The sequence below is a fragment of the Ottowia pentelensis genome (assembly GCF_964341695.1).
Genome location: NZ_OZ224513.1, coordinates 2,461,779 through 2,479,073, shown reverse-complemented (window position 1 = coordinate 2,479,073; position 17,295 = coordinate 2,461,779). Strand labels below are relative to the sequence as shown.

The 17,295-nt window shown below is 70.4% G+C and carries 18 protein-coding genes and 1 riboswitch; of the genes, 14 read left to right on the top strand and 4 right to left on the bottom strand.

The genetic code is table 11. The features are described from left to right. The first annotated feature begins 15 nt into the window (after nucleotides 1–15). Genes ACWHMB_RS11995 through ACWHMB_RS11975 form a run of 5 tightly spaced genes read left to right on the top strand, consistent with a single transcriptional unit; the run spans nucleotide 16 to nucleotide 4,389 of the window. Complete coding sequence (locus tag ACWHMB_RS11995) at nucleotides 16–1,494, top strand: NADH-quinone oxidoreductase subunit M (RefSeq protein ID WP_377485382.1); 1,479 nt, start codon at nucleotides 16–18, stop codon at nucleotides 1,492–1,494. Between the two features lie 10 nt (nucleotides 1,495–1,504). Further along, complete coding sequence (nuoN, locus tag ACWHMB_RS11990; RefSeq protein WP_377485379.1) at nucleotides 1,505–2,992, top strand: NADH-quinone oxidoreductase subunit NuoN; 1,488 nt, start codon at nucleotides 1,505–1,507, stop codon at nucleotides 2,990–2,992. Beyond that, nucleotides 2,992–3,297 (top strand): DUF2818 family protein, encoded by a 306-nt coding sequence (locus tag ACWHMB_RS11985; RefSeq protein ID WP_377485376.1) that lies wholly within the window; start codon nucleotides 2,992–2,994, stop codon nucleotides 3,295–3,297. Before nuoN ends, ACWHMB_RS11985 begins: the two co-directional genes overlap by 1 nt. Before the next feature lie 11 nt (nucleotides 3,298–3,308). Then, on the top strand, nucleotides 3,309–3,893 hold the full coding sequence (locus ACWHMB_RS11980) for an NUDIX domain-containing protein (protein ID WP_377485373.1): 585 nt from the start codon (nucleotides 3,309–3,311) through the stop codon (nucleotides 3,891–3,893). A gap of 10 nt (nucleotides 3,894–3,903) precedes the next feature. Beyond that, nucleotides 3,904–4,389 carry a DUF1178 family protein gene (locus ACWHMB_RS11975; RefSeq protein ID WP_377485370.1) on the top strand — a complete coding sequence of 162 codons (486 nt, stop codon included), beginning with the start codon at nucleotides 3,904–3,906 and terminating at the stop codon, nucleotides 4,387–4,389. A gap of 57 nt (nucleotides 4,390–4,446) precedes the next feature. On the opposite strand, the gene fnr is transcribed toward ACWHMB_RS11975, so the two are convergent. Continuing rightward, a complete protein-coding gene (fnr, locus tag ACWHMB_RS11970) occupies nucleotides 4,447–5,166 on the bottom strand; it encodes a fumarate/nitrate reduction transcriptional regulator Fnr (RefSeq protein WP_293221957.1) in 720 nt (239 codons plus the stop codon). Nucleotides 5,167–5,326: 160 nt separating this feature from the next. Between fnr and hemN the strand changes: the two genes are divergently transcribed. Together hemN and ACWHMB_RS11960 are read left to right on the top strand one after the other, a co-directional pair. Beyond that, the gene (gene hemN / locus ACWHMB_RS11965; protein WP_377485367.1) at nucleotides 5,327–6,709 is read left to right on the top strand and encodes an oxygen-independent coproporphyrinogen III oxidase; all 1,383 of its coding nucleotides are present in this window, start codon (nucleotides 5,327–5,329) and stop codon (nucleotides 6,707–6,709) included. Next, complete coding sequence (locus ACWHMB_RS11960; protein WP_377485364.1) at nucleotides 6,709–7,392, top strand: sulfite exporter TauE/SafE family protein; 684 nt, start codon at nucleotides 6,709–6,711, stop codon at nucleotides 7,390–7,392. The genes hemN and ACWHMB_RS11960 overlap by 1 nt, the downstream gene beginning before the upstream one ends. Before the next feature lie 73 nt (nucleotides 7,393–7,465). Here the strand turns inward: ACWHMB_RS11960 and ACWHMB_RS11955 are convergent, their stop codons facing one another. From ACWHMB_RS11955 to ACWHMB_RS11945, 3 genes are all read right to left on the bottom strand, one after another. Continuing rightward, complete coding sequence (locus tag ACWHMB_RS11955) at nucleotides 7,466–8,290, bottom strand: sulfite exporter TauE/SafE family protein (RefSeq protein WP_377485360.1); 825 nt, start codon at nucleotides 8,288–8,290, stop codon at nucleotides 7,466–7,468. Between the two features lie 252 nt (nucleotides 8,291–8,542). Then, complete coding sequence (locus tag ACWHMB_RS11950; protein ID WP_377485358.1) at nucleotides 8,543–8,872, bottom strand: cell division protein ZapA; 330 nt, start codon at nucleotides 8,870–8,872, stop codon at nucleotides 8,543–8,545. Then, entirely contained in the window at nucleotides 8,869–9,111 is a 243-nt protein-coding gene (locus ACWHMB_RS11945; RefSeq protein ID WP_293220550.1) for a DUF904 domain-containing protein, read from the bottom strand. The genes ACWHMB_RS11950 and ACWHMB_RS11945 overlap by 4 nt, the downstream gene beginning before the upstream one ends. Before the next feature lie 116 nt (nucleotides 9,112–9,227). Beyond that, nucleotides 9,228–9,490: riboswitch (cobalamin riboswitch) on the top strand. Between the two features lie 94 nt (nucleotides 9,491–9,584). On the opposite strand from ACWHMB_RS11945, the gene ACWHMB_RS11940 reads away from it, so the two are divergent. From ACWHMB_RS11940 to ACWHMB_RS11910, 7 genes are all read left to right on the top strand, one after another. Then, nucleotides 9,585–11,450: a TonB-dependent receptor domain-containing protein gene (locus ACWHMB_RS11940; protein ID WP_377485355.1), complete on the top strand. Its 1,866-nt coding sequence runs from the start codon at nucleotides 9,585–9,587 to the stop codon at nucleotides 11,448–11,450. After that, nucleotides 11,450–12,835, top strand: coding sequence for a cobyrinate a,c-diamide synthase (locus ACWHMB_RS11935; protein ID WP_377485352.1), 1,386 nt, complete (start codon nucleotides 11,450–11,452; stop codon nucleotides 12,833–12,835). Before ACWHMB_RS11940 ends, ACWHMB_RS11935 begins: the two co-directional genes overlap by 1 nt. Next, nucleotides 12,832–13,674 carry an ABC transporter substrate-binding protein gene (locus ACWHMB_RS11930; RefSeq protein WP_377485350.1) on the top strand — a complete coding sequence of 281 codons (843 nt, stop codon included), beginning with the start codon at nucleotides 12,832–12,834 and terminating at the stop codon, nucleotides 13,672–13,674. Before ACWHMB_RS11935 ends, ACWHMB_RS11930 begins: the two co-directional genes overlap by 4 nt. Before the next feature lie 91 nt (nucleotides 13,675–13,765). Then, the gene (locus tag ACWHMB_RS11925; RefSeq protein WP_377485347.1) at nucleotides 13,766–14,686 is read left to right on the top strand and encodes an ABC transporter substrate-binding protein; all 921 of its coding nucleotides are present in this window, start codon (nucleotides 13,766–13,768) and stop codon (nucleotides 14,684–14,686) included. 138 nt (nucleotides 14,687–14,824) lie between these two features. Further along, nucleotides 14,825–15,907, top strand: a complete 1,083-nt coding sequence (locus ACWHMB_RS11920) for a FecCD family ABC transporter permease (protein WP_377485344.1) — start codon at nucleotides 14,825–14,827, stop codon at nucleotides 15,905–15,907. 1 nt (nucleotide 15,908) lies between these two features. Then, nucleotides 15,909–16,703 carry an ABC transporter ATP-binding protein gene (locus ACWHMB_RS11915; protein WP_446686303.1) on the top strand — a complete coding sequence of 265 codons (795 nt, stop codon included), beginning with the start codon at nucleotides 15,909–15,911 and terminating at the stop codon, nucleotides 16,701–16,703. 45 nt (nucleotides 16,704–16,748) lie between these two features. Beyond that, nucleotides 16,749–17,282 (top strand): methylated-DNA--[protein]-cysteine S-methyltransferase, encoded by a 534-nt coding sequence (locus ACWHMB_RS11910; protein WP_377485340.1) that lies wholly within the window; start codon nucleotides 16,749–16,751, stop codon nucleotides 17,280–17,282. The last annotated feature ends 13 nt before the right edge of the window (nucleotides 17,283–17,295 follow it).

Sequence of the window (17,295 nt, the reverse complement as noted above, 5' to 3'; positions counted from 1 at the left end):
GAACGGGATAAGAACATGGGATGGTTGAGCCTTGCCATCTGGACGCCGATCGTGATTGGCGCCCTGCTGCTGCTGTTCGGAAAGGACAGCCAGGTGAACCTGGCGCGCTGGATCGCGCTGCTGGGTTCCATCGTGAGTTTCCTGGTCACGCTGCCGCTGTACACCGGCTTCAAGCTGGGCACGGCCGACATGCAGTTCGTCGAGAACGTGCCCTGGATCGAGCGCTTCAACGTCAACTACCACCTGGGCATCGACGGCCTGTCGGTGTGGTTCGTGCTGCTGACGGCCTTCATCACCATCATCGTGGTGATCGCCGGCTGGGAGGTGATCCAGCGCCGGGTCAACCAGTACATGGCCTCGTTCCTGATCCTGTCGGGCATCATGATCGGCGTGTTCTGCGCGCTGGACGGCGTGCTGTTCTACTTCTTCTTCGAGGCCACGCTGATCCCGATGTACCTGATCATCGGCGTCTGGGGCGGGCCCAACCGCATCTACGCGGCGTTCAAGTTCTTCCTGTACACGCTGCTGGGCTCGTTCCTGATGCTGGTGGGCTTCATCTACCTGTACGCCAAGTCGGGTGGCAGCTTCGACATCGCGGTGTGGCAGCAGTTGCCGCTGTCCAGCACGGCGCAGACGCTGCTGTTCTTCGCGCTGTTCGCCGCCTTCGCCGTCAAGGTGCCGATGTGGCCGGTGCACACGTGGCTGCCCGATGCGCACGTGGAGGCGCCCACCGGCGGCTCGATCGTGCTGGCGGCCATCATGCTCAAGCTGGGTGCCTACGGCTTCGTGCGCTTTTCCATGCCCATCCTGCCCGACGCCTCGCGCCAGTGGGCCTGGCTGATGATCGCGCTGTCGCTGATCGCGGTGATCTATGTCGGCCTGGTGGCGCTGGTGCAAAAGGACATGAAGAAGCTCGTCGCCTACTCGTCGGTGGCGCACATGGGCTTCGTCACCATGGGCTTCTTCATCTTCAGCGACCTGGGCATTTCCGGCGGCCTGATCCAGATGATCGCCCACGGCTTCGTCTCGGGCGCCATGTTCCTGTGCATCGGCGTGCTGTACGACCGCCTGCACACGCGCGAGATCGCGGCCTACGGCGGTGTCATCAACGTCATGCCGCGCTTCGGCGCCTTCGCGCTGCTGTTCTTCATGGCCAACTGCGGCCTGCCGGGCACGGCCGGCTTCGTCGGTGAGTGGATGGTGATCCTGGCCAGCGTGCGCGCCAACTTCTGGCTGGGCCTGCTGCTGGCCACGGCGCTGATCTCGGGCGCGGGCTACAGCCTGTGGATGTTCAAGCGCGTGTACTTCGGCGCCGTCACCAACGACAACGTGCGCAAGAAGATGCCCGACATCAACTGGCGCGAGTGCACCGCCCTGGCCGTGCTGGCCATCGCGGTGCTGTGGATGGGTCTTTATCCCAAGCCGATGACCGACGTGATGCAGGCCTCGGTGGCCAAGCTGGTCCAGCAGGTGTCCGTCTCCAAACTGAACTGAGAACCCGAACATGATTGACCGATTCAGTTGGATGGCCATCTATCCGGAGATCGTGCTGCTGGCCATGACCTGCGTGGTCACGCTGGTGGACCTGCTCGACCGCGGGCCGCGCCGCCTGGCGGCCTACTGGCTGTCCAACCTCACCCTGGTGGTGCTGGTGGTGCTGACGGCGATGTACGCCCTCAGCGGCCAGACCGTGTACGGCTTTGGCGGCATGGCCGTGAGCGACGTGATGGCCAACTGGCTCAAGTGCTTCTCGTCGCTGGCGGTGCTGGTGATCTTCATCTACAGCCGCACCTACGTCGGCCAGCGCGGCATGCTGCGCGGCGGCGAGTGGTACGTGCTCAGCCTGACCTCGCTGCTGGGCGTGTACATCATGTGCTCGGCCAACAACTTCGTGCTGATCTACCTGGGGCTCGAATGCATGGCCCTGTCGGCCTACGCCCTGGTGGCGCTGCGCCGCGACCACGTGGTGTCGGTCGAGGCGGCGATGAAGTATTTCGTGCTGAGCGCCATGGCCTCGGGCTTTCTGCTCTACGGCCTGTCCATGCTGTACGGCGCCACCGGCACGCTGGACATCGGTGGCGTGTTCAAGGCCGTGGCCTCGGGGCAGGTGAGACACCAGGTGCTGGTGTTCGGGCTGGTGTTCGTGGTCGCCGGCATGGCCTTCAAGTTCGGCGCCGTGCCCTTCCACATGTGGATTCCCGACGTCTACGAGGGCGCGCCGACCTCGGTCACGCTGATCATCGGCAGCGCGCCCAAGCTGGCGGCCTTCGCCATGGCCATCCGCCTGCTGGTCGAGGGCCTGCTGCCATTGGCGATCGACTGGCAGCCCATGCTGGCGGTGCTGGCGGTGGCCTCGCTCATCATCGGCAACGTGGCGGCCATCGCGCAGACCAACCTCAAGCGCATGCTGGCGTACTCCACCATCTCGCACATGGGCTTCGTGCTGATGGGCCTGCTGGCCGGGGTGGTCAACGGCAACGCGCAGCTGGCGGCCAACGCCTACAGCTCGGCCATGTTCTACGCCGTGGTCTACGTGCTGACCAACCTGGTCAGCTTCGGCATCATCCTGCTGCTGGCGCGCGACGGCTACGAGAGCGAGCAGATCGCCGACTTCGCCGGCCTGAACCAGCGCAGCCCGTTCTACGCCGGCCTGATGGCGATCTGCCTGTTCTCGCTGGCCGGCATTCCGCCGCTGGTGGGCTTCCAGGCCAAGCTGTCGGTGCTGCAGGCGCTGATCAGCACCCAGCAGCCGGCCCTCATCGCGCTGGCGGTGTTCGCCGTCGTCATGGCGCTGGTGGGCGCGTTCTATTACATCCGCGTGGTCAAGGTCATGTACTTCGACCCGGCCGTCAGCGCCGAGCCGATCCAGGCGCCGCTGGACATGCGCGCCACGCTGTCGGTCAACGGCGCGCTGCTGCTGATCCTGGGCCTGGTGCCCGGCGCGCTGATGTCCCTGTGCGCCCAGGCCATCGTGCAGATGCTGGCCACCTGATGGCGCCGGACGTCAGCATCTGGCTGGTCATCGCGCTGGCGCTGGTGGCCGCCAATCTTCCGTTCGCCAACGAGCGCCTGCTGGCCGTGGTGCCGCTGCCGGGCCACCACAAGGCGCTGGGCTGGCGCGTGCTCGAACTGCTGGTGTGGTATTTCGTCGTCGGCGCGGTCGGCATGGCGCTGGAGAAATCCGCCGGCCAGAACTACCCGCAGGGCTGGGAGTTCTACGCCGTCACCGGCTCGCTGTTCGCCACGCTGGCGTTCCCGGGCTTCGTCTACCGCTATCTGGTGCGCCACAAGAAATAGGGCGCCGCGCCATGGACCTGACCGAACATCCGGTACACGAAAGCGAGCTGTTCAAGGGCGGCTTTCTGCACGCCCGGCGCGACCGCGTGCGCCTGCCCGACGGCAGCCTGACCGAGCGCGAATACATCCTGCACCCCGGCGCGGTGATGATCATCCCGCTGCTGGAGCGCGCCGGCGGCACGCTGGAGGTGGTGCTCGAGCGCCAGTACCGCTACCCGGTGCAGCGCACGCTGATCGAGTTTCCCGCCGGCAAGCTCGATCCGGGCGAGTCGGCGCTGGCCTGCGCGCAGCGCGAGCTGCGCGAGGAAACCGGCTACGTCGCCCGCCAGTGGGCGCGCGCGGGCGTATTGCACCCGGTGGTGTCGTATTCCACCGAGGTGATCGAGATCTGGTTTGCGCGCCACCTGGTGTCGGGCAAGCGCGCGCTCGACGCCGGCGAGTTCCTCGAAGTCTTCAGCGCCACCCCGGCCCAACTGCAGGCCTGGTGCCGTGGCGGCGAGGTGACCGACGCCAAGACCCTGGTCGGCGCGCTGTGGCTGCAAAATGTGCTGGGCGGCGCGTGGCCCCTGACGTGGCAAGACGTGCCCGCCACCTGATCGACCGACCATGAAAGTGCTCAACCTCCAATGCTCGGGCGGCCACGTTTTTGAAGGCTGGTTCGCTTCCGAGGACGATTTTCAGGACCAGCAGGCGCGCCAGCTGGTGGCCTGCCCGCTGTGCAGCGACACGGCGGTCAGCAAGATGCTGAGCGCGCCGCGCCTCAACCTGGGGCGCGGCAGCGAGCCGCCTTTAGCCCGTGATGCAGCGCGCCCGGCCGCCGCGGGCGCAGGCGAGCAGGCCAGCCCCGTGGCGGCGCTGCCGCCGCAGGCCATGCAGGCGGCCTGGCTGCAGATGGTGCGCCGCGTGCTGGCGCAGACCGAGGACGTGGGTGAGCGCTTTGCCGACGAGGCGCGCCGCATTCACCACGGCGAGGCGGCCGAGCGCGGCATCCGCGGCCAAGCCACGCCCCAGCAGACCGAGGAGCTGCTGGAGGAGGGCATCGCCGTCATGCCGCTGCCGATTCCGGACAGCCTGAAAAACACCTTGCAATGATGTTGATAGCGCCTCGCGCTTGCCGGGCGCGGGCCAGCGGCTGATTTGGCTTGAAAGTCAGCGCCCCTCGGGCGCGTTGACCAGGGTGCGCAGGGCCTCGATGTCCAGGATGCGCACGTGCCGGTGCTTGACCTCGATCAGGCCGTCCTCGGCGAACTTCGAGAAGGTGCGGCTGACGGTCTCCAGCTTGAGGCCCAGAAAGCTGCCGATCTCCTCGCGCGTCATGCGCAGCACCAGCTCGGAGCGCGAAAAGCCGCGCGCGTGCAGGCGCTGCACCAGGTTCAGCAAAAAGGCCGCCAGGCGCTCCTCGGCGCGCATGCTGCCCAGCAGCAGCATCACGCCGTGCTCGCGCACGATCTCGCGGCTCATGATCTTGTGCACGTGCGTCTGCAGCGCCGGCACCTCGCGCGACAGCTCTTCAATGCGCCCATAGGGCATCTCGCACACCTCGGCGTCTTCCAGCGCCACCGCGTCGCAGCTGTGGCGGTCGCCCACGATGCCGTCCAGCCCGATGATCTCGCCGGCCATCTGAAAGCCCGTCACCTGGTCGCGCCCGTCCTCGGTGGTCACGCGGGTCTTGAAAAAGCCCGTGCGGATGGCGTAGAGGGCGTCGAAGCGGTCGCCGTTGGAAAACAGCGATTCCCCGCGTCGGATCTTGCGGCGCGTGGCCACCAGCGAATCGAGCTTGTCCATGTCCTGGTCGGTGACGTCGACCGGCATGCACAGTTCGCGCAGGTTGCAGTTGGAACAGGCGACTTGGATGGCTTTTGGGGTCATCGGAGTGTTCGGCGCCTTGACGCGTGCGAAGTAATGCCTTGATTCTAGTTGGCTTGTCGGGTGTTGCCCGAATCATTTGCCCCCATCTTCTTGATGATCGTCAAGGACAATTGCAAGGTTCGGCCCGACAGTATGTCCTGCCATTTGATTTTCGCCTGTCATGCCTGTCATTACCCCCGAACTGCTGAACCGTTTCGACGTTCCCGGGCCGCGCTACACCTCCTATCCCACGGCCGACCGCTTCGTCGAGGCCTTTGGCGAAGCCGACTACCTGAACGCGCTCGAGCAGCGCCGCATCAGCTCGGGCCAGGCGGCCAAGCCGCTGTCGCTGTACGTGCACCTGCCGTTCTGCGAGTCGCTGTGCTACTACTGCGCCTGCAACAAGATCATCACCAAGCACCACGACCGCACCGGCCCCTACCTGCGCTACCTCAGCCGCGAGGTCGACCTGCACGTGCAGCGCCTGGGCGCGCAGCAGGCCGTCAGCCAGCTGCACCTGGGCGGCGGCACGCCGACCTTCCTCAGCGACGAGGAGCTGGGCGAGCTGATGGACATGCTGCGGCGCAACTTCGCGTTCGCGGAGGGCGGCGAATACTCCATCGAGATCGATCCGCGCACCATCGACCCGACGCGCCTGGCCACGCTCAAGACCCTGGGCTTCAACCGCCTGAGCTTCGGCGTGCAGGACTTCGACCCGCTGGTGCAAAAGGCCGTGCACCGCGTGCAGCCGGCCGAACAGGTGTTCGCCCTGGTGGCCGCGGCGCGCGAGGTCGGCTTCGACTCCATCAACGTCGACCTGATCTACGGCCTGCCCAAGCAGACGCCCGAATCCTTCGATCGCACCCTGGCCCAGGTGGCCGACCTGCGGCCCGACCGCATTGCCCTGTACGGCTATGCGCACCTGCCCGAGCGCTTCAAGTCGCAGCGGCGCATCAACACCGTCGAGCTGCCGCAGGCCAGCGCCAAGGTGGCGATGCTGGCGCGCTCGCTGGCCGCCTTCGAGCAGGCGGGCTACGTCTACATCGGCATGGACCATTTCGCGCTGCCCGACGACGCGCTGGCCGTGGCCAAGCGCCAGGGCCGGCTGCACCGCAACTTCCAGGGCTACAGCACCCAGCCCGACGCCGACCTGATCGGCCTGGGCGTGTCGGCCATCGGCAAGGTGGGCGCCACCTACAGCCAGAACGCCAAGGACCTGATCGAGTACCAGGACCGGCTCGACCACGGCCAGCTGCCCGTGGTGCGCGGCCTGGCCGTCACGCGCGACGACCTGCTGCGCCGCGCCGTCATCATGGGCCTGATGTGCCAGGGCCGCGTGCAGTTCGAGTCGATCGAGCTGTCGCAGCTGGTCGACTTCAAGCGCTACTTCGCCGCCGAGCTCAAGCGCCTGGCGGCGATGCAGGACGATGGGCTGGTGCGCGTCACCGACAGCGCCATCGAGGTCACGCCCATGGGCTGGTTCTTCGTGCGCGGCGTGGCCATGGTGTTCGACAAATACCTGCAGGCCGCCCAGACCCGCGCGCGCTTTTCTAGAATCCTCTGATGACCCTTTCCCTCGCGGCCACCGCCGTCCTCATGGGGCTGGCGGGCGGCCCGCATTGCATCGCCATGTGCGGCGCGGCCTGCGCCGGCATCGGACAGGCGGCGGCGCCGCGCACGCAGGTGGGCATCGGCCTGTTCCAGCTTGGCCGGCTGGCAGGCTACGCGCTGCTGGGCACGCTGGCGGCCGCGTCCATGCAGGGCCTGGGCTGGCTGACGGTGCAGTCGGCCGCGCTGCGCCCGGTGTGGAGCATGGTGCACGTGGCGGCGCTGCTGCTGGGTGCCATGCTGCTGATCTGGGCGCGCCAGCCGCCGTGGCTGGAGCTGGGCGCGCGCCGCGTGTGGGCCCGCGTGCGCGGCGCCACGCAGCGCTGGGGCCTGGCCGCGCCGCTGGGCGTGGGCGTGGCCTGGGCGTTGCTGCCGTGCGGGCTGCTGTATTCGGCGGTGATGGTGGCGGCGCTGGCCGGCAGCGTGGCCGGCGGCGCGGCGGTGATGGCGCTGTTCGCGCTGGGCTCGGGCGTCACCTTGTGGCTGGGCCCCTGGCTGCTGCTGCGTCTGGGCCGCGGCAGGCGCGGCGCCTGGGGCATGCGCATGGCCGGGTTGGCGCTGGTGCTGACCTCGGCCTGGGCCCTGTGGATGGGCCTGGCGCACGATCAGGCGCCCTGGTGCGTGGTGCCGGCGGCGTAGGATGGTATGAAAACGATAGCTGCTCGCGCTTGATTGGCGGGCGTTGCAACCATTTTTTTCTTGAAACCGGCCATCAGCCGCCCAGCGCGGCGATGCCCTTGCCCAGCATGTACAGCGCCAGCGCGATCAGCACCACGGCAAACGCGCGCTTGAGCTTGCTGACCGGCAGCGCGTGCGCGGCGCGCGCGCCCAGCGGCGCCATCAGCACGCTGCAACTGGCGATGACGATCAGCGCCGGCAGCCACAGGTAGCCGAAGGAGTGCGGCGGCAGGTCGTGCAGGCCGTGGCCGGCCACGATGTAGCCTGCCACGTTGGCCAGCGCGATCGGAAAGCCCAGCGCCGCGCTGGTGGCCACCGCGTTGTGGATGGCCACGTTGCACCAGGTCATGAAGGGCACCGACACGAAGCCGCCGCCGGCGCCCACCAGCCCCGACAGAAAGCCGATCAGCCCGCCAGCGCCCAGCAGGCCGGCGGTGCCGGGCAACTGGCGCGAGGCGGCGGGTTTCTTGCCCCGAAACATCTGCACCGCCGAGAAGGCGACGAAGCTGGCGAACACGAAGTACAGCGCCGCGCCCTTGAGCAGGCTGAACACGCCCAGGCTGGCCACCATGGCGCCGCCCACGATGCCGGGCGCCAGGGCGCGCACGATGTCCCAGCGCACGGCGCCCTTCTGGTGGTGCGCGCGCACGCTGCTCATCGAGGTGAAGATGATGGTGGCCATCGAGGTGGCGATCGCCATCTTCACCGCCAGCCCCGGCGCCACGCCGCGCACGCCCAGCATGGCCGAGATGAAGGGCACCATGATCATGCCGCCGCCGATGCCCAAGAGGCCCGCCAGAAAACCGGTCGCGAGGCCGAGCGCGGCAAGTTCGAGGATCAAGAGGGGCTCGATGGGCATGGTCGGGGCGGCCTTGAAGGCCGGGGCAAAACAAAAGGCCGATCGCGCGATCGGCCCTGAGCAAGAGGTGTCTGCGAATGCCGCCGGACCGTCATCCTGAACGCGGGGGTTCAGGTGGGCGAGGTCAGACTGGTCTTGGGTTCATCTGACGCGAGACGATCACGCCGACCAGACGATGTTCCAAGCCCGGGCTCATACGAGCATTGGTTCAAGGAAGTATAAAGTCCGGCGCGCACCGCAGACCCGGTCATTTTAAAGCAACTGGCCGTCCTCGCCCAGCGCGCGATCGAGGCGTTGCAGCAGCGCCGCGAGCGTGGCGTCGTCCGCGGCGGCGGCGTCATTGGCCGCCGGCGCGGGGGCGGCAGCGGGCGCTTCGGCGGCGGCCGGCTCGCCCAGCTCGAAGGCCAGGTTCAGCGCCGCCAGCACGGCGATGCGGTCGCGTGCGCGAATCTTGCCGGCGTCGCGGATGCTGCACATCGCCGCGTCCACGCGCTGCGCCGCCTCGGTCAGGCGCGCCTCGCCGCCGTCGGGGCAGCGCAGCACGTAGCCCTGGCCCATGATGCGCACTTCGAGCTGGTTCATGGCCGGCGCTCCGGCTCGGGCAGCGCGGTGAGGGCGCCGGGCGAGGTCGGCAGCTTGTCGATCAGCGCGTCCACCCGCGCGCGCGCCGCCTGCAGGCGCGACTTCAGGCTGTCGCGCTCCTGCGTGAGCGCCTCGATCTGCTGCGTCAGCAGCGCGTTGGTGCGATGCAGTTCGGCGTGCCGCACGAGCAGCCGCTCGACGCGCTCGGCGATTTGTTCGGTCAGGGGAGCTTGGGTCATGGTGCGGTCTGCCACGCAGCGGAGCTGGCATTGTACGAGCGGGCTTTGGCGGCCCCGTCATGGTGCCAAGACCGGGCGGCGGCAGGGGTTGCCCCGCATCGGGCGAATGGGCGCCGATACAATCGACCGCTGTTGGTGCTCGCGCGCCGTGGTTCGCACGGCCGCAGTTCAACGGGAAGCAGGAGGGCGCCTCGCCACGAGCGTTGCCCAACCTGCGCTGCCCCCGCAACGGTAAGCGGATGCGGCGCCCGCGGTTCGTCCGGGGGCGCCGACCGGTTCCTCATCAAGCCACTGGCTGCGCTGAAACACGCAACCGGGAAGGCGAGGCGCCGGCACCTCATCCGTCAGCCCGGATACCGGCCAACAAGGCGGCTTGGCGCTGCCCGTCGCGCAAGCGATGGCCGGCGCCCGGCCATGTGGGTCCCATTGCTGGCGGGGAAGCCGGCCGGGACGCTTGTCTTGTGTTTCTCATCATGAATCCTGGGTTTTCGTTTTGCCGGCCGGCCGCGCTGCCGCTGGCCCTGTCGTGCGCGCTCGCGGGCGCATCCTCCGTGGGCGCGCAAGCGCTGCCCGATGCCACCACCGTGGCGCAACTGAACGCCGTCAACCTGCCCGACACCGTGGTTACCGCCGCGCGGGTGGCACAGCCGCTGACCGACGTGCTGGCCGACGTGACGCTGATCGACCGCCCGCACATCGAGGACAGCGGCGCCGTCACCATCAGCGACCTGCTGGCGCGCCAGCCGGGGCTGGAGCTGTCGCGCAGCGGTGGGCCGGGCACGGCCACCAGCCTGTTCTTGCGCGGCGCCGACTCGCGCTTCACCGCCGTCTACATCGACGGCGTGCGCGTCGATTCGCAGGCCACCGGCGGCGCGCCCTGGGAGGCCATCAGCCTGGCGCAGGTCGAGCGCATCGAGATCGTGCGCGGCCCGGCGGCGGCCGTGTACGGCTCGGACGCCGTGGCCGGCGTGGTGCAGATCTTCACCCGCAAGGGCGAGGGCCCGTTCACGCCCTACGTCGGCATCGGCGCGGGCAGCCGCCGCACCGGCAAGCTGGAGGCGGGTTTCTCGGGCGCGGGCGGCGCGCTGGACTATTCGCTGGGCGCGGCGCGCGAAGTCAGCCGCGGCTTCGACAGCAAGCCCGGCGCCAACCCCGACCGCGACGGCTACCGCCAAAGCTCGGCCAGCGGCCGGCTGGGGCTGCAGATCAACCCCGCGCACCGCATCGACCTGACCGGCACCCACACCGACATGGACGCGCAGTACGACGGCTTCATGCCCGGCCAGGACGACCACGGCCTGAACCGCCTGGACACGCTGGGCGCCAGCTGGTCGGCGCAGTGGAGCAAGGCCTGGAGCACGCGCCTGTCCGTCAGCCAGTCGCAGCAGCGCTACGAGATGCGCCCCGACACCTACCGCACCGAGACCACGCTGCGCAACCTGCTGCTGCACAGCGAATGGCACCAGGGCGACCACCGCTTCACCGCCGCGCTGGAGCGGCGTGGCGACGCGCTGGTCAACGACCCGATCGACCGCAGCCGCCACCAGAACGGCGTCGCCCTGGGCTACGGCTACACCGGCGGGCCGCACACGCTGCAGCTCAACCTGCGCCACGACCGCGACAGCGAGTTCGGCGGCCAGACCACCGGCGGCGTGGCCTATGGCTACGCCTTCGCGCCCGGCTGGCGCGTGACCGGGGCGGTCGGCACCGCGTTTCGCGTGCCCACGCTGTACCAGCGCTTTTCCGAATACGGCCAGCCGGCCCTGCAGCCCGAAAAGGGCCGCAACGTCGAGCTGGGCCTGCACTGGGCCCAGGGCGCCAGCCGGTTTGGCGTGACGGCCTATCGCAACCGCATCACCAACCTGATCAACTTCGGCGCCCCCGGCCCCTGCGCCGGGATGTTCGGCTGCTACGAGAACGCCGGCCGCGCCGTGCTGCAGGGCGTGACCCTGACCGGCGCGCACCGCCTGGGCGCGGTCAACGTGAGCGGCTCGCTGGATGTGCAGCAGCCCAAGGACCGGCAGACGGGCCAGCTGCTGGCACGGCGCGCGCAGCGCCTGCTCAAGCTGGCGGCCGACACGCGCGTGGCCGCCGGGTCGCTCGACTGGACGCTGGGCGCCGAGTGGCAGGCCGTCAGCCACCGCTGGGACGACGCGGCCAACACCCAGCGCCTGGGCGGCTACGGCCTGGTCAACCTGTACGCCAGCACGCGCATCGCCCGCCAGTGGGACCTGCTGGCGCGCATCGACAACCTGGGCGACAAGAGCTACCAGCTGGCCCGCGGCTACGCCACGCCGCCGCGCACCTTCTTCGTCGGCCTGCGCTGGACGGGGCGCTGATGAACCCGCGCTGCCCCGCGCTGCTGGTGTCGGCCCCGGCCTCGGGCCAGGGCAAGACCACGGTGGTGGCAGCGCTGGCGCGCCTGCTCACGCGGCGCGGCGCGCGGGTGCAGGTGTTCAAGTGCGGGCCGGACTTTCTCGACCCTTTCTGGCACCAGCGGGCCAGCGGCCAGCCGGTGCACAACCTCGACCTGTGGCTGACCGGCGAGGCCGACGCCCGCGCGCGCCTGCACGCGGCCGCCAGCGCGGCCGACGTGATCCTGGTCGAAGGCGTGATGGGTCTGCACGACGGCACGCCCAGCAGCGCCGACCTGGCGCGCGTGCTGGGCCTGCCGGTGCTGGCCGTGGTGCAGGCCGGCGCCATGGCGCAGACGCTCGGCGCCATCGCCCACGGCCTCAGATACTACAAAAGCGAGAGCGACGGCGCCTTGCCCTGGGCGGGCGTGCTGGCCAACGGCGTGGCCGGCGCAGGCCATGCCGCGCTGCTGCGCGCGTCGCTGGACGATCCGGCGCATTGGCTCGGCGCCTTGCCCCGCAGCGAGGCCATGCAGCTGCCCGAGCGGCACCTGGGCCTGGTCGCCGCGCACGAGCTGGGCGAGGCCGCGGCGCTGGCGCGGCTCGACGCCGCGGCCGATGCGCTGGCGGCCACGCCGCTGGGCGAGATGGATTGGGCCGATTGGCGCGCGCGCTGGAGCGTTGCCTTCGAGGCACCGCCCGCCGTGGCACCGCCGGCGCCGCTGCTGGCCGGCCGCACGGTGGCGGTGGCGCGCGATGCGGCGTTTGCCTTTGTCTACGCGGCCAACCTCGAGTGCCTGCGGGCGCTGGGCGCGCGCGTGGTGTTTTTCTCGCCGCTGGCCGGCGATGCGCTGCCCGCCTGCGATGCCGTATGGCTGCCCGGCGGTTATCCCGAGCTGCATGCCCCGGTGCTGGCCGCGCGCACCGAGCTGCGCGCGCAGCTGCACGCCCACGCGCAGGCCGGGCGGCCGGTCTGGGCCGAGTGCGGCGGCATGATGGGCCTGTTCGACGAGCTGATCACGCGCGAGGGCACGGCGCACCCGATGTGGGGCCTGCTGCCCGGCCGCGTGCGCATGCAGGACCGGCTGATGGGCCTGGGCCTGCAGTCCTGGGCGCCGACCGAAGCGGCGCCGGCGCTGCGCGGCCACAGCTTTCATTTTTCGGCCTGCCAGACCTCGCTGGCGCCGCTGGCCTGCACCACGGCCGCGCCCGGCAGCGCGCGCACGCAAGGCGAGGCGGTGTACGCAAAGGGTGCGGTGCGCGCCAGCTACTTTCATGCCTGGTTTGCCTCCAGCCCGTCGGCCACGGCCGCGCTGTTTTCAAACGATTTTGGCCTCCAGCCCGCGCCCAGCCGGCGCGAACAGCTATGAACGATATAGCGTCCCTGCTCCCCGCGGCATACCAAGGCCCCGAGCGCATCGTCTGCCTGACCGAGGAAACCACCGAGTGGTTGTACCTGCTGGGCGAGGAGCGGCGCATCGTCGGCATCAGCGGCTTCACGGTGCGCCCGCGCCGCGCGCGGCAGGAAAAGCCCAAGGTCAGCGCCTTCACCAGCGCGCGCATCGGGCAGATCGTGGCGCTCAAGCCCGACCTGGTGCTGGGCTTTTCGGACATCCAGGCCGACATCGCCGCCGAGCTGATTCGCGCCGGCGTGCCGACGATGGTGTTCAACCAGCGCAGCGTGGTCGAGATTTTCGAGGTGCTGGGTCAGGTGGCGGCGCTGGTCGGTGCGCAAGATCGGGCGCGCGCTCTGCTGCTGCACTATCGGGAGCGCCTGGCGCAGATGCAGCAAGCGGTACAGGCCCGATTGGCACAAGGCGGGCGCCGGCCACGCGTGTACTTCGAGGAATGGGACGAGCCGCAGATCAGCGGCATCCGCTGGGTGTCGGAGCTGATCGGCATCGCCGGCGGCGAGGACTGCTTTGCCGAGCTGGCGGCCCAACCGATGGCCAAGGGCCGCATCGTTGCCGACCCGCTGGAGGTGGTGCGGCGCGCGCCCGATCTCATCATCGGCTCGTGGTGCGGCAAGAAATTTCGGCCCGAACAGGTGGCCGCGCGCCCCGGTTGGCAGGACGTGCCCGCCGTGCGGGGTGGCCAGCTGTTCGAGATCAAGTCGCCCGAAATCCTGCAGCCCGGCCCGGCCGCGCTGACCGATGGCGCCGAGGCCCTGCATCGCATCGTGATGGATTGGATGGACGGCCATGCGTGAGGGCAGCGTCAGGGCCTGGGTGCGCGCTTTCACCCTCTCCCTCCGGGAGAGGGTCGGGGTGAGGGCGGCGGCGGCTCCCTTGCCACGGGCCATGCCCTCATCCCAACCCTCTCCCGCCCGCGGGAGAGGGAGCAAGGCCGCCTGGATTCGGGCCGCCCTGGGCGCGTTGCTGGCGGCGACGTTCGGCCTGGCCCAGGCCTACGCCATCCATGACGACGCCGGCCAAGTCACCCACTTCGACGCGCCGCCCGCGCGCATCGTCAGCCTGCTGCCCTCGCTGACCGAGACGGTGTGCGCACTGGGCGCCTGCGAGCGGCTGGTGGGCGTGGACCGCTACGCCAACTGGCCGCAGCCCGTGCAGCGGCTGCCCAAAGTCGGTGGCGGGCTGGACCCCAGCGTCGAGGCCGTGGTGGCGCTGCGCCCCGACGTGGTGTTGATGGACAGCTCCGCGCGCGCGGCCGCCGCGCGCCTGCGCGCGCTGGGCCTGAAGGTGGTGGCGCTGCAGCCGCGCACCTTGGCCGACCTGCGCCGCGTGACCGAGCGCCTGGGCGAGCTGCTGCGCCAGCCGCAGGCGGCCGATGCGCTGCTGCGCCGCATCGACGCCGGCGTGCAGGCCGCCGCGCAGTCCGTGCCCGCCACCGCGCGCGGCCAGCGCGTGTACTTCGAGGTCGACGCCGCGCCGCACGCGGCCGGCCGCGGCACCTTCATCGACGAGCTGCTGACGGCGCTGGGCCTGGACAACGTCGTCGATGCGGCCATGGGGCCGTACCCCAAGATCAACCCCGAGTGGGTGGTGCGCGCCGACCCCGACCTGATCATGATCAGCCGGCAGGGCGCAGCCGAGCTGGCGCGCCGCCCCGGCTGGGCGCAGATGCGCGCGCTGCGCCAGGGCCATGTGTGCGCCTTCGACGCTGCCCAGCGCGACATCCTGGTGCGCCCCGGCCCGCGCATGGCCGAGGCCGCGCAGTTGATGGCCGACTGCGCGGCGCATCGCCCGCCCGCGGAAAAATGAGGCGCCCATGAAAATGCCGGACGCAAAGGACGCAAAAAAAGCGCAAAGAACGCAAAAGGTGAAATCGAGGATTTGTTCTTGGGTCTCTTTTGCGTCCTCTGCGTTCGGCTGTTTTTTCTTGAACCCATTCAGAGCTTGATGCCTCCCGCTTGCGCTGTCCATGTCACAACGCCTGCCACGGTCCACGGCGGCACCCGCGTGTGGGCGCTGGCGGCAGGCCTGCTGGCGCTGTCGCTGCTGGGCCTGGCCTGGGGTGCCAGCGTGGGCAGTACGGGGGTGGACAGCCTGCTGCGCGCGCGCCACGACCCGGTGGCCTGGCAGATCGTGTGGGACATCCGCTTGCCGCGCACCCTGGGCGCCTGGCTGGCCGGCGCGCTGCTGGGTCTGGCCGGCGCGGTGGCGCAGGGCCTGTTTCGCAACCCGCTGGCCGACCCGTTCTTGCTGGGCAGCGCCTCGGGCGCGGCGCTGGCGGTGGCCCTGGTCTACGCCGCGCTGGGTGCCGGCAGCCTGGTGGCCGGTGCCGGCGGCGTGGCGCTGCTGCAGGCCGCGTCGCCGGGGCTGGCGCGGCTGGGCCTGACCGGCGCGGCCTTTGTCGGCGCCCTGGGCGGCGTGCTGCTGGCGCTGGTGCTGGCGCGCGGCGTGCAGCAAACCCTGCGCCTGCTGCTGGCCGGCGTGGTGGTCGGCTTTGTGCTGGGCGCCCTGCGCGACCTGGTGCAACTGGCCCAGCCCGACGTGCTGCAGGCCATGCAGGGCTTTACCCTGGGCATCACCGGCATGGTGGGCTGGGGCGCCTGCGCGCTGATGGCCGCCGTGCTGGCGCCGCTGCTGCTGCTGGCCTGGGCGCTGGCGCGTGTGCTCGACGCGCTGAGCTTGGGCGAGGCCACGGCCAAAAGCCTGGGCCTGCCGCTGGGCCCGCTGCGCGCGCTCTTGATCGCGGTGCTGGCGCTGGCCACCGGCGCCGCCGTGGCGCAGACCGGGCTGATCGGCTTTGTCGGCCTGGTGGCGCCGCACCTGGCGCGGGCCCGCGCGCGCAGCACGCACGGGCCGCTGGTGCTGCTGTCGGCGCTGGTGGGCGGGCTGCTGCTGATGCTTGCCGACATCGCGGCGCGGCTCGTCATCGCGCCGCAGGAGTTGCCGGTGGGCGTGCTGACGGCCGTGCTGGGCGGGCTGTACCTGCTGTGGCTGATGCACCGGCGCGCCGGCCTGGGCGGGGGTGCGTGAGATGTCCGACGCTATGCAAAATATAGCTGTCAGCGCACACGGCGTGAGCGCCAGCATCGGAAAAAGCCCGATCCTGCACGGCATCGACCTGCAGTTGCCGGCCGGCCGCTGGTGCGCCATCGTCGGCCCCAACGGCGCCGGCAAGTCGACCCTGCTGCGCGTGCTGGCCGGCCTGCTGCCCTGCCACGGCCAGGTGCGGCTGCAGGGCCGCGCCCTGGGCGACTGGCCGGCGCGCGAGCGGGCGCGCCAGCTGGCCTGGCTGGGCCAGGCCGAGACGGGGGGCGAAGACCTGCTGGCCTGGGACGTCGCCATGTTGGGCCGCCTGCCGCACCGCGCCTGGCTGGCCGCGCCCGACGAGCGCGACCAGGCCGCCGTCACCCAGGCCCTGCACGCCACCCAGGCGTGGGAGCTGCGCGCGCGCCGGCTGGGCGCGCTGTCGGGCGGCGAACGCCAGCGCGTGCTGCTGGCGCGCCTGCTGGCCACCCAGGCGCCGGTGCTGCTGATGGACGAGCCGCTGGCCCACCTCGACCCGCCGCACCAGGCCGACTGGCTGGCCACCGTGCGCGCCCAGGTCGCCGCCGGCGGCACCGTGGTCAGCGTGCTGCACGAGCTGAACATGGCGCTGCGCGCCGACGAACTGCTCATCATCCAGGCCGGCCGGCTGCTGCACCACGGCCCCTGTGATGCCGCCGAAACGCACCGCGCGCTGGTGGCCGCCTTCGACGGCCGCATCGGCGTGCACCCGGTCCAGGGACAGTGGATTGCCTTGCCGCGTGAGCTGGAGCGGGCGGCTTGACCCCACGCCCGTCTTGCCGACCCAGCGGCGTAGGATGACGAGTCCATGCCTGAGCTGATTTCCCACACCTACCCGACCCCGCTGGGCGACATGGTCGCGCTGTTTTCGCCCCGCGGCCTGTGCCTGCTCGAGTTCGGCGTCGACACCAAGGGCCTGTCGCGCGAATGGCGGGACGTGGAGCGCCACGCGGGCGCGGCGGCCACGCCGGGCGAGGACGAGCGCACGCGCGCGCTGGGCGAGCAGATCGCGGCCTATTTCAAGGGCCGGCTGACGCATTTCGACGTGCCGCTGGACCTGGTGGGCACGCCGTTTCAGCAGCAGGTGTGGCAGGCGCTGCTGAAGATCCCTTACGGCCAGACGCGCAGCTACGGCGAGCAGGCGCGCGGCATCGGCCGGCCCACCGCCACGCGTGCCGTGGCCGCCGCCAACGGACAGAACAAGGTGTCCATCGTCGTGCCCTGCCACCGCGTGATCGGCAGCGACGGCAGCCTGACCGGCTATGGCGGCGGCCTGCCGCGCAAGACCTGGCTGCTGGCGCTGGAGCGTGGCGAGCGCGAGCTGTTGCCGCCGCTGCGCTGATCGCGCGGGTCGG

Bases quoted from the DNA above. Each gene is read 5' to 3' on its own strand.
- ACWHMB_RS11995 (WP_377485382.1), top strand. From the start codon at position 16: ATGGGATGGTTGAGCCTTGCCATCTGGACGCCGATCGTGATTGGCGCC.
- nuoN (WP_377485379.1), top strand. From the start codon at position 1,505: ATGATTGACCGATTCAGTTGGATGGCCATCTATCCGGAGATCGTGCTG.
- ACWHMB_RS11985 (WP_377485376.1), top strand. From the start codon at position 2,992: ATGGCGCCGGACGTCAGCATCTGGCTGGTCATCGCGCTGGCGCTGGTG.
- ACWHMB_RS11980 (WP_377485373.1), top strand. From the start codon at position 3,309: ATGGACCTGACCGAACATCCGGTACACGAAAGCGAGCTGTTCAAGGGC.
- ACWHMB_RS11975 (WP_377485370.1), top strand. From the start codon at position 3,904: ATGAAAGTGCTCAACCTCCAATGCTCGGGCGGCCACGTTTTTGAAGGC.
- fnr (WP_293221957.1), bottom strand. From the start codon at position 5,166: ATGACCCCAAAAGCCATCCAAGTCGCCTGTTCCAACTGCAACCTGCGC.
- hemN (WP_377485367.1), top strand. From the start codon at position 5,327: ATGCCTGTCATTACCCCCGAACTGCTGAACCGTTTCGACGTTCCCGGG.
- ACWHMB_RS11960 (WP_377485364.1), top strand. From the start codon at position 6,709: ATGACCCTTTCCCTCGCGGCCACCGCCGTCCTCATGGGGCTGGCGGGC.
- ACWHMB_RS11955 (WP_377485360.1), bottom strand. From the start codon at position 8,290: ATGCCCATCGAGCCCCTCTTGATCCTCGAACTTGCCGCGCTCGGCCTC.
- ACWHMB_RS11950 (WP_377485358.1), bottom strand. From the start codon at position 8,872: ATGAACCAGCTCGAAGTGCGCATCATGGGCCAGGGCTACGTGCTGCGC.
- ACWHMB_RS11945 (WP_293220550.1), bottom strand. From the start codon at position 9,111: ATGACCCAAGCTCCCCTGACCGAACAAATCGCCGAGCGCGTCGAGCGG.
- ACWHMB_RS11940 (WP_377485355.1), top strand. From the start codon at position 9,585: ATGAATCCTGGGTTTTCGTTTTGCCGGCCGGCCGCGCTGCCGCTGGCC.
- ACWHMB_RS11935 (WP_377485352.1), top strand. From the start codon at position 11,450: ATGAACCCGCGCTGCCCCGCGCTGCTGGTGTCGGCCCCGGCCTCGGGC.
- ACWHMB_RS11930 (WP_377485350.1), top strand. From the start codon at position 12,832: ATGAACGATATAGCGTCCCTGCTCCCCGCGGCATACCAAGGCCCCGAG.
- ACWHMB_RS11925 (WP_377485347.1), top strand. From the start codon at position 13,766: ATGCCCTCATCCCAACCCTCTCCCGCCCGCGGGAGAGGGAGCAAGGCC.
- ACWHMB_RS11920 (WP_377485344.1), top strand. From the start codon at position 14,825: ATGCCTCCCGCTTGCGCTGTCCATGTCACAACGCCTGCCACGGTCCAC.
- ACWHMB_RS11915 (WP_446686303.1), top strand. From the start codon at position 15,909: ATGTCCGACGCTATGCAAAATATAGCTGTCAGCGCACACGGCGTGAGC.
- ACWHMB_RS11910 (WP_377485340.1), top strand. From the start codon at position 16,749: ATGCCTGAGCTGATTTCCCACACCTACCCGACCCCGCTGGGCGACATG.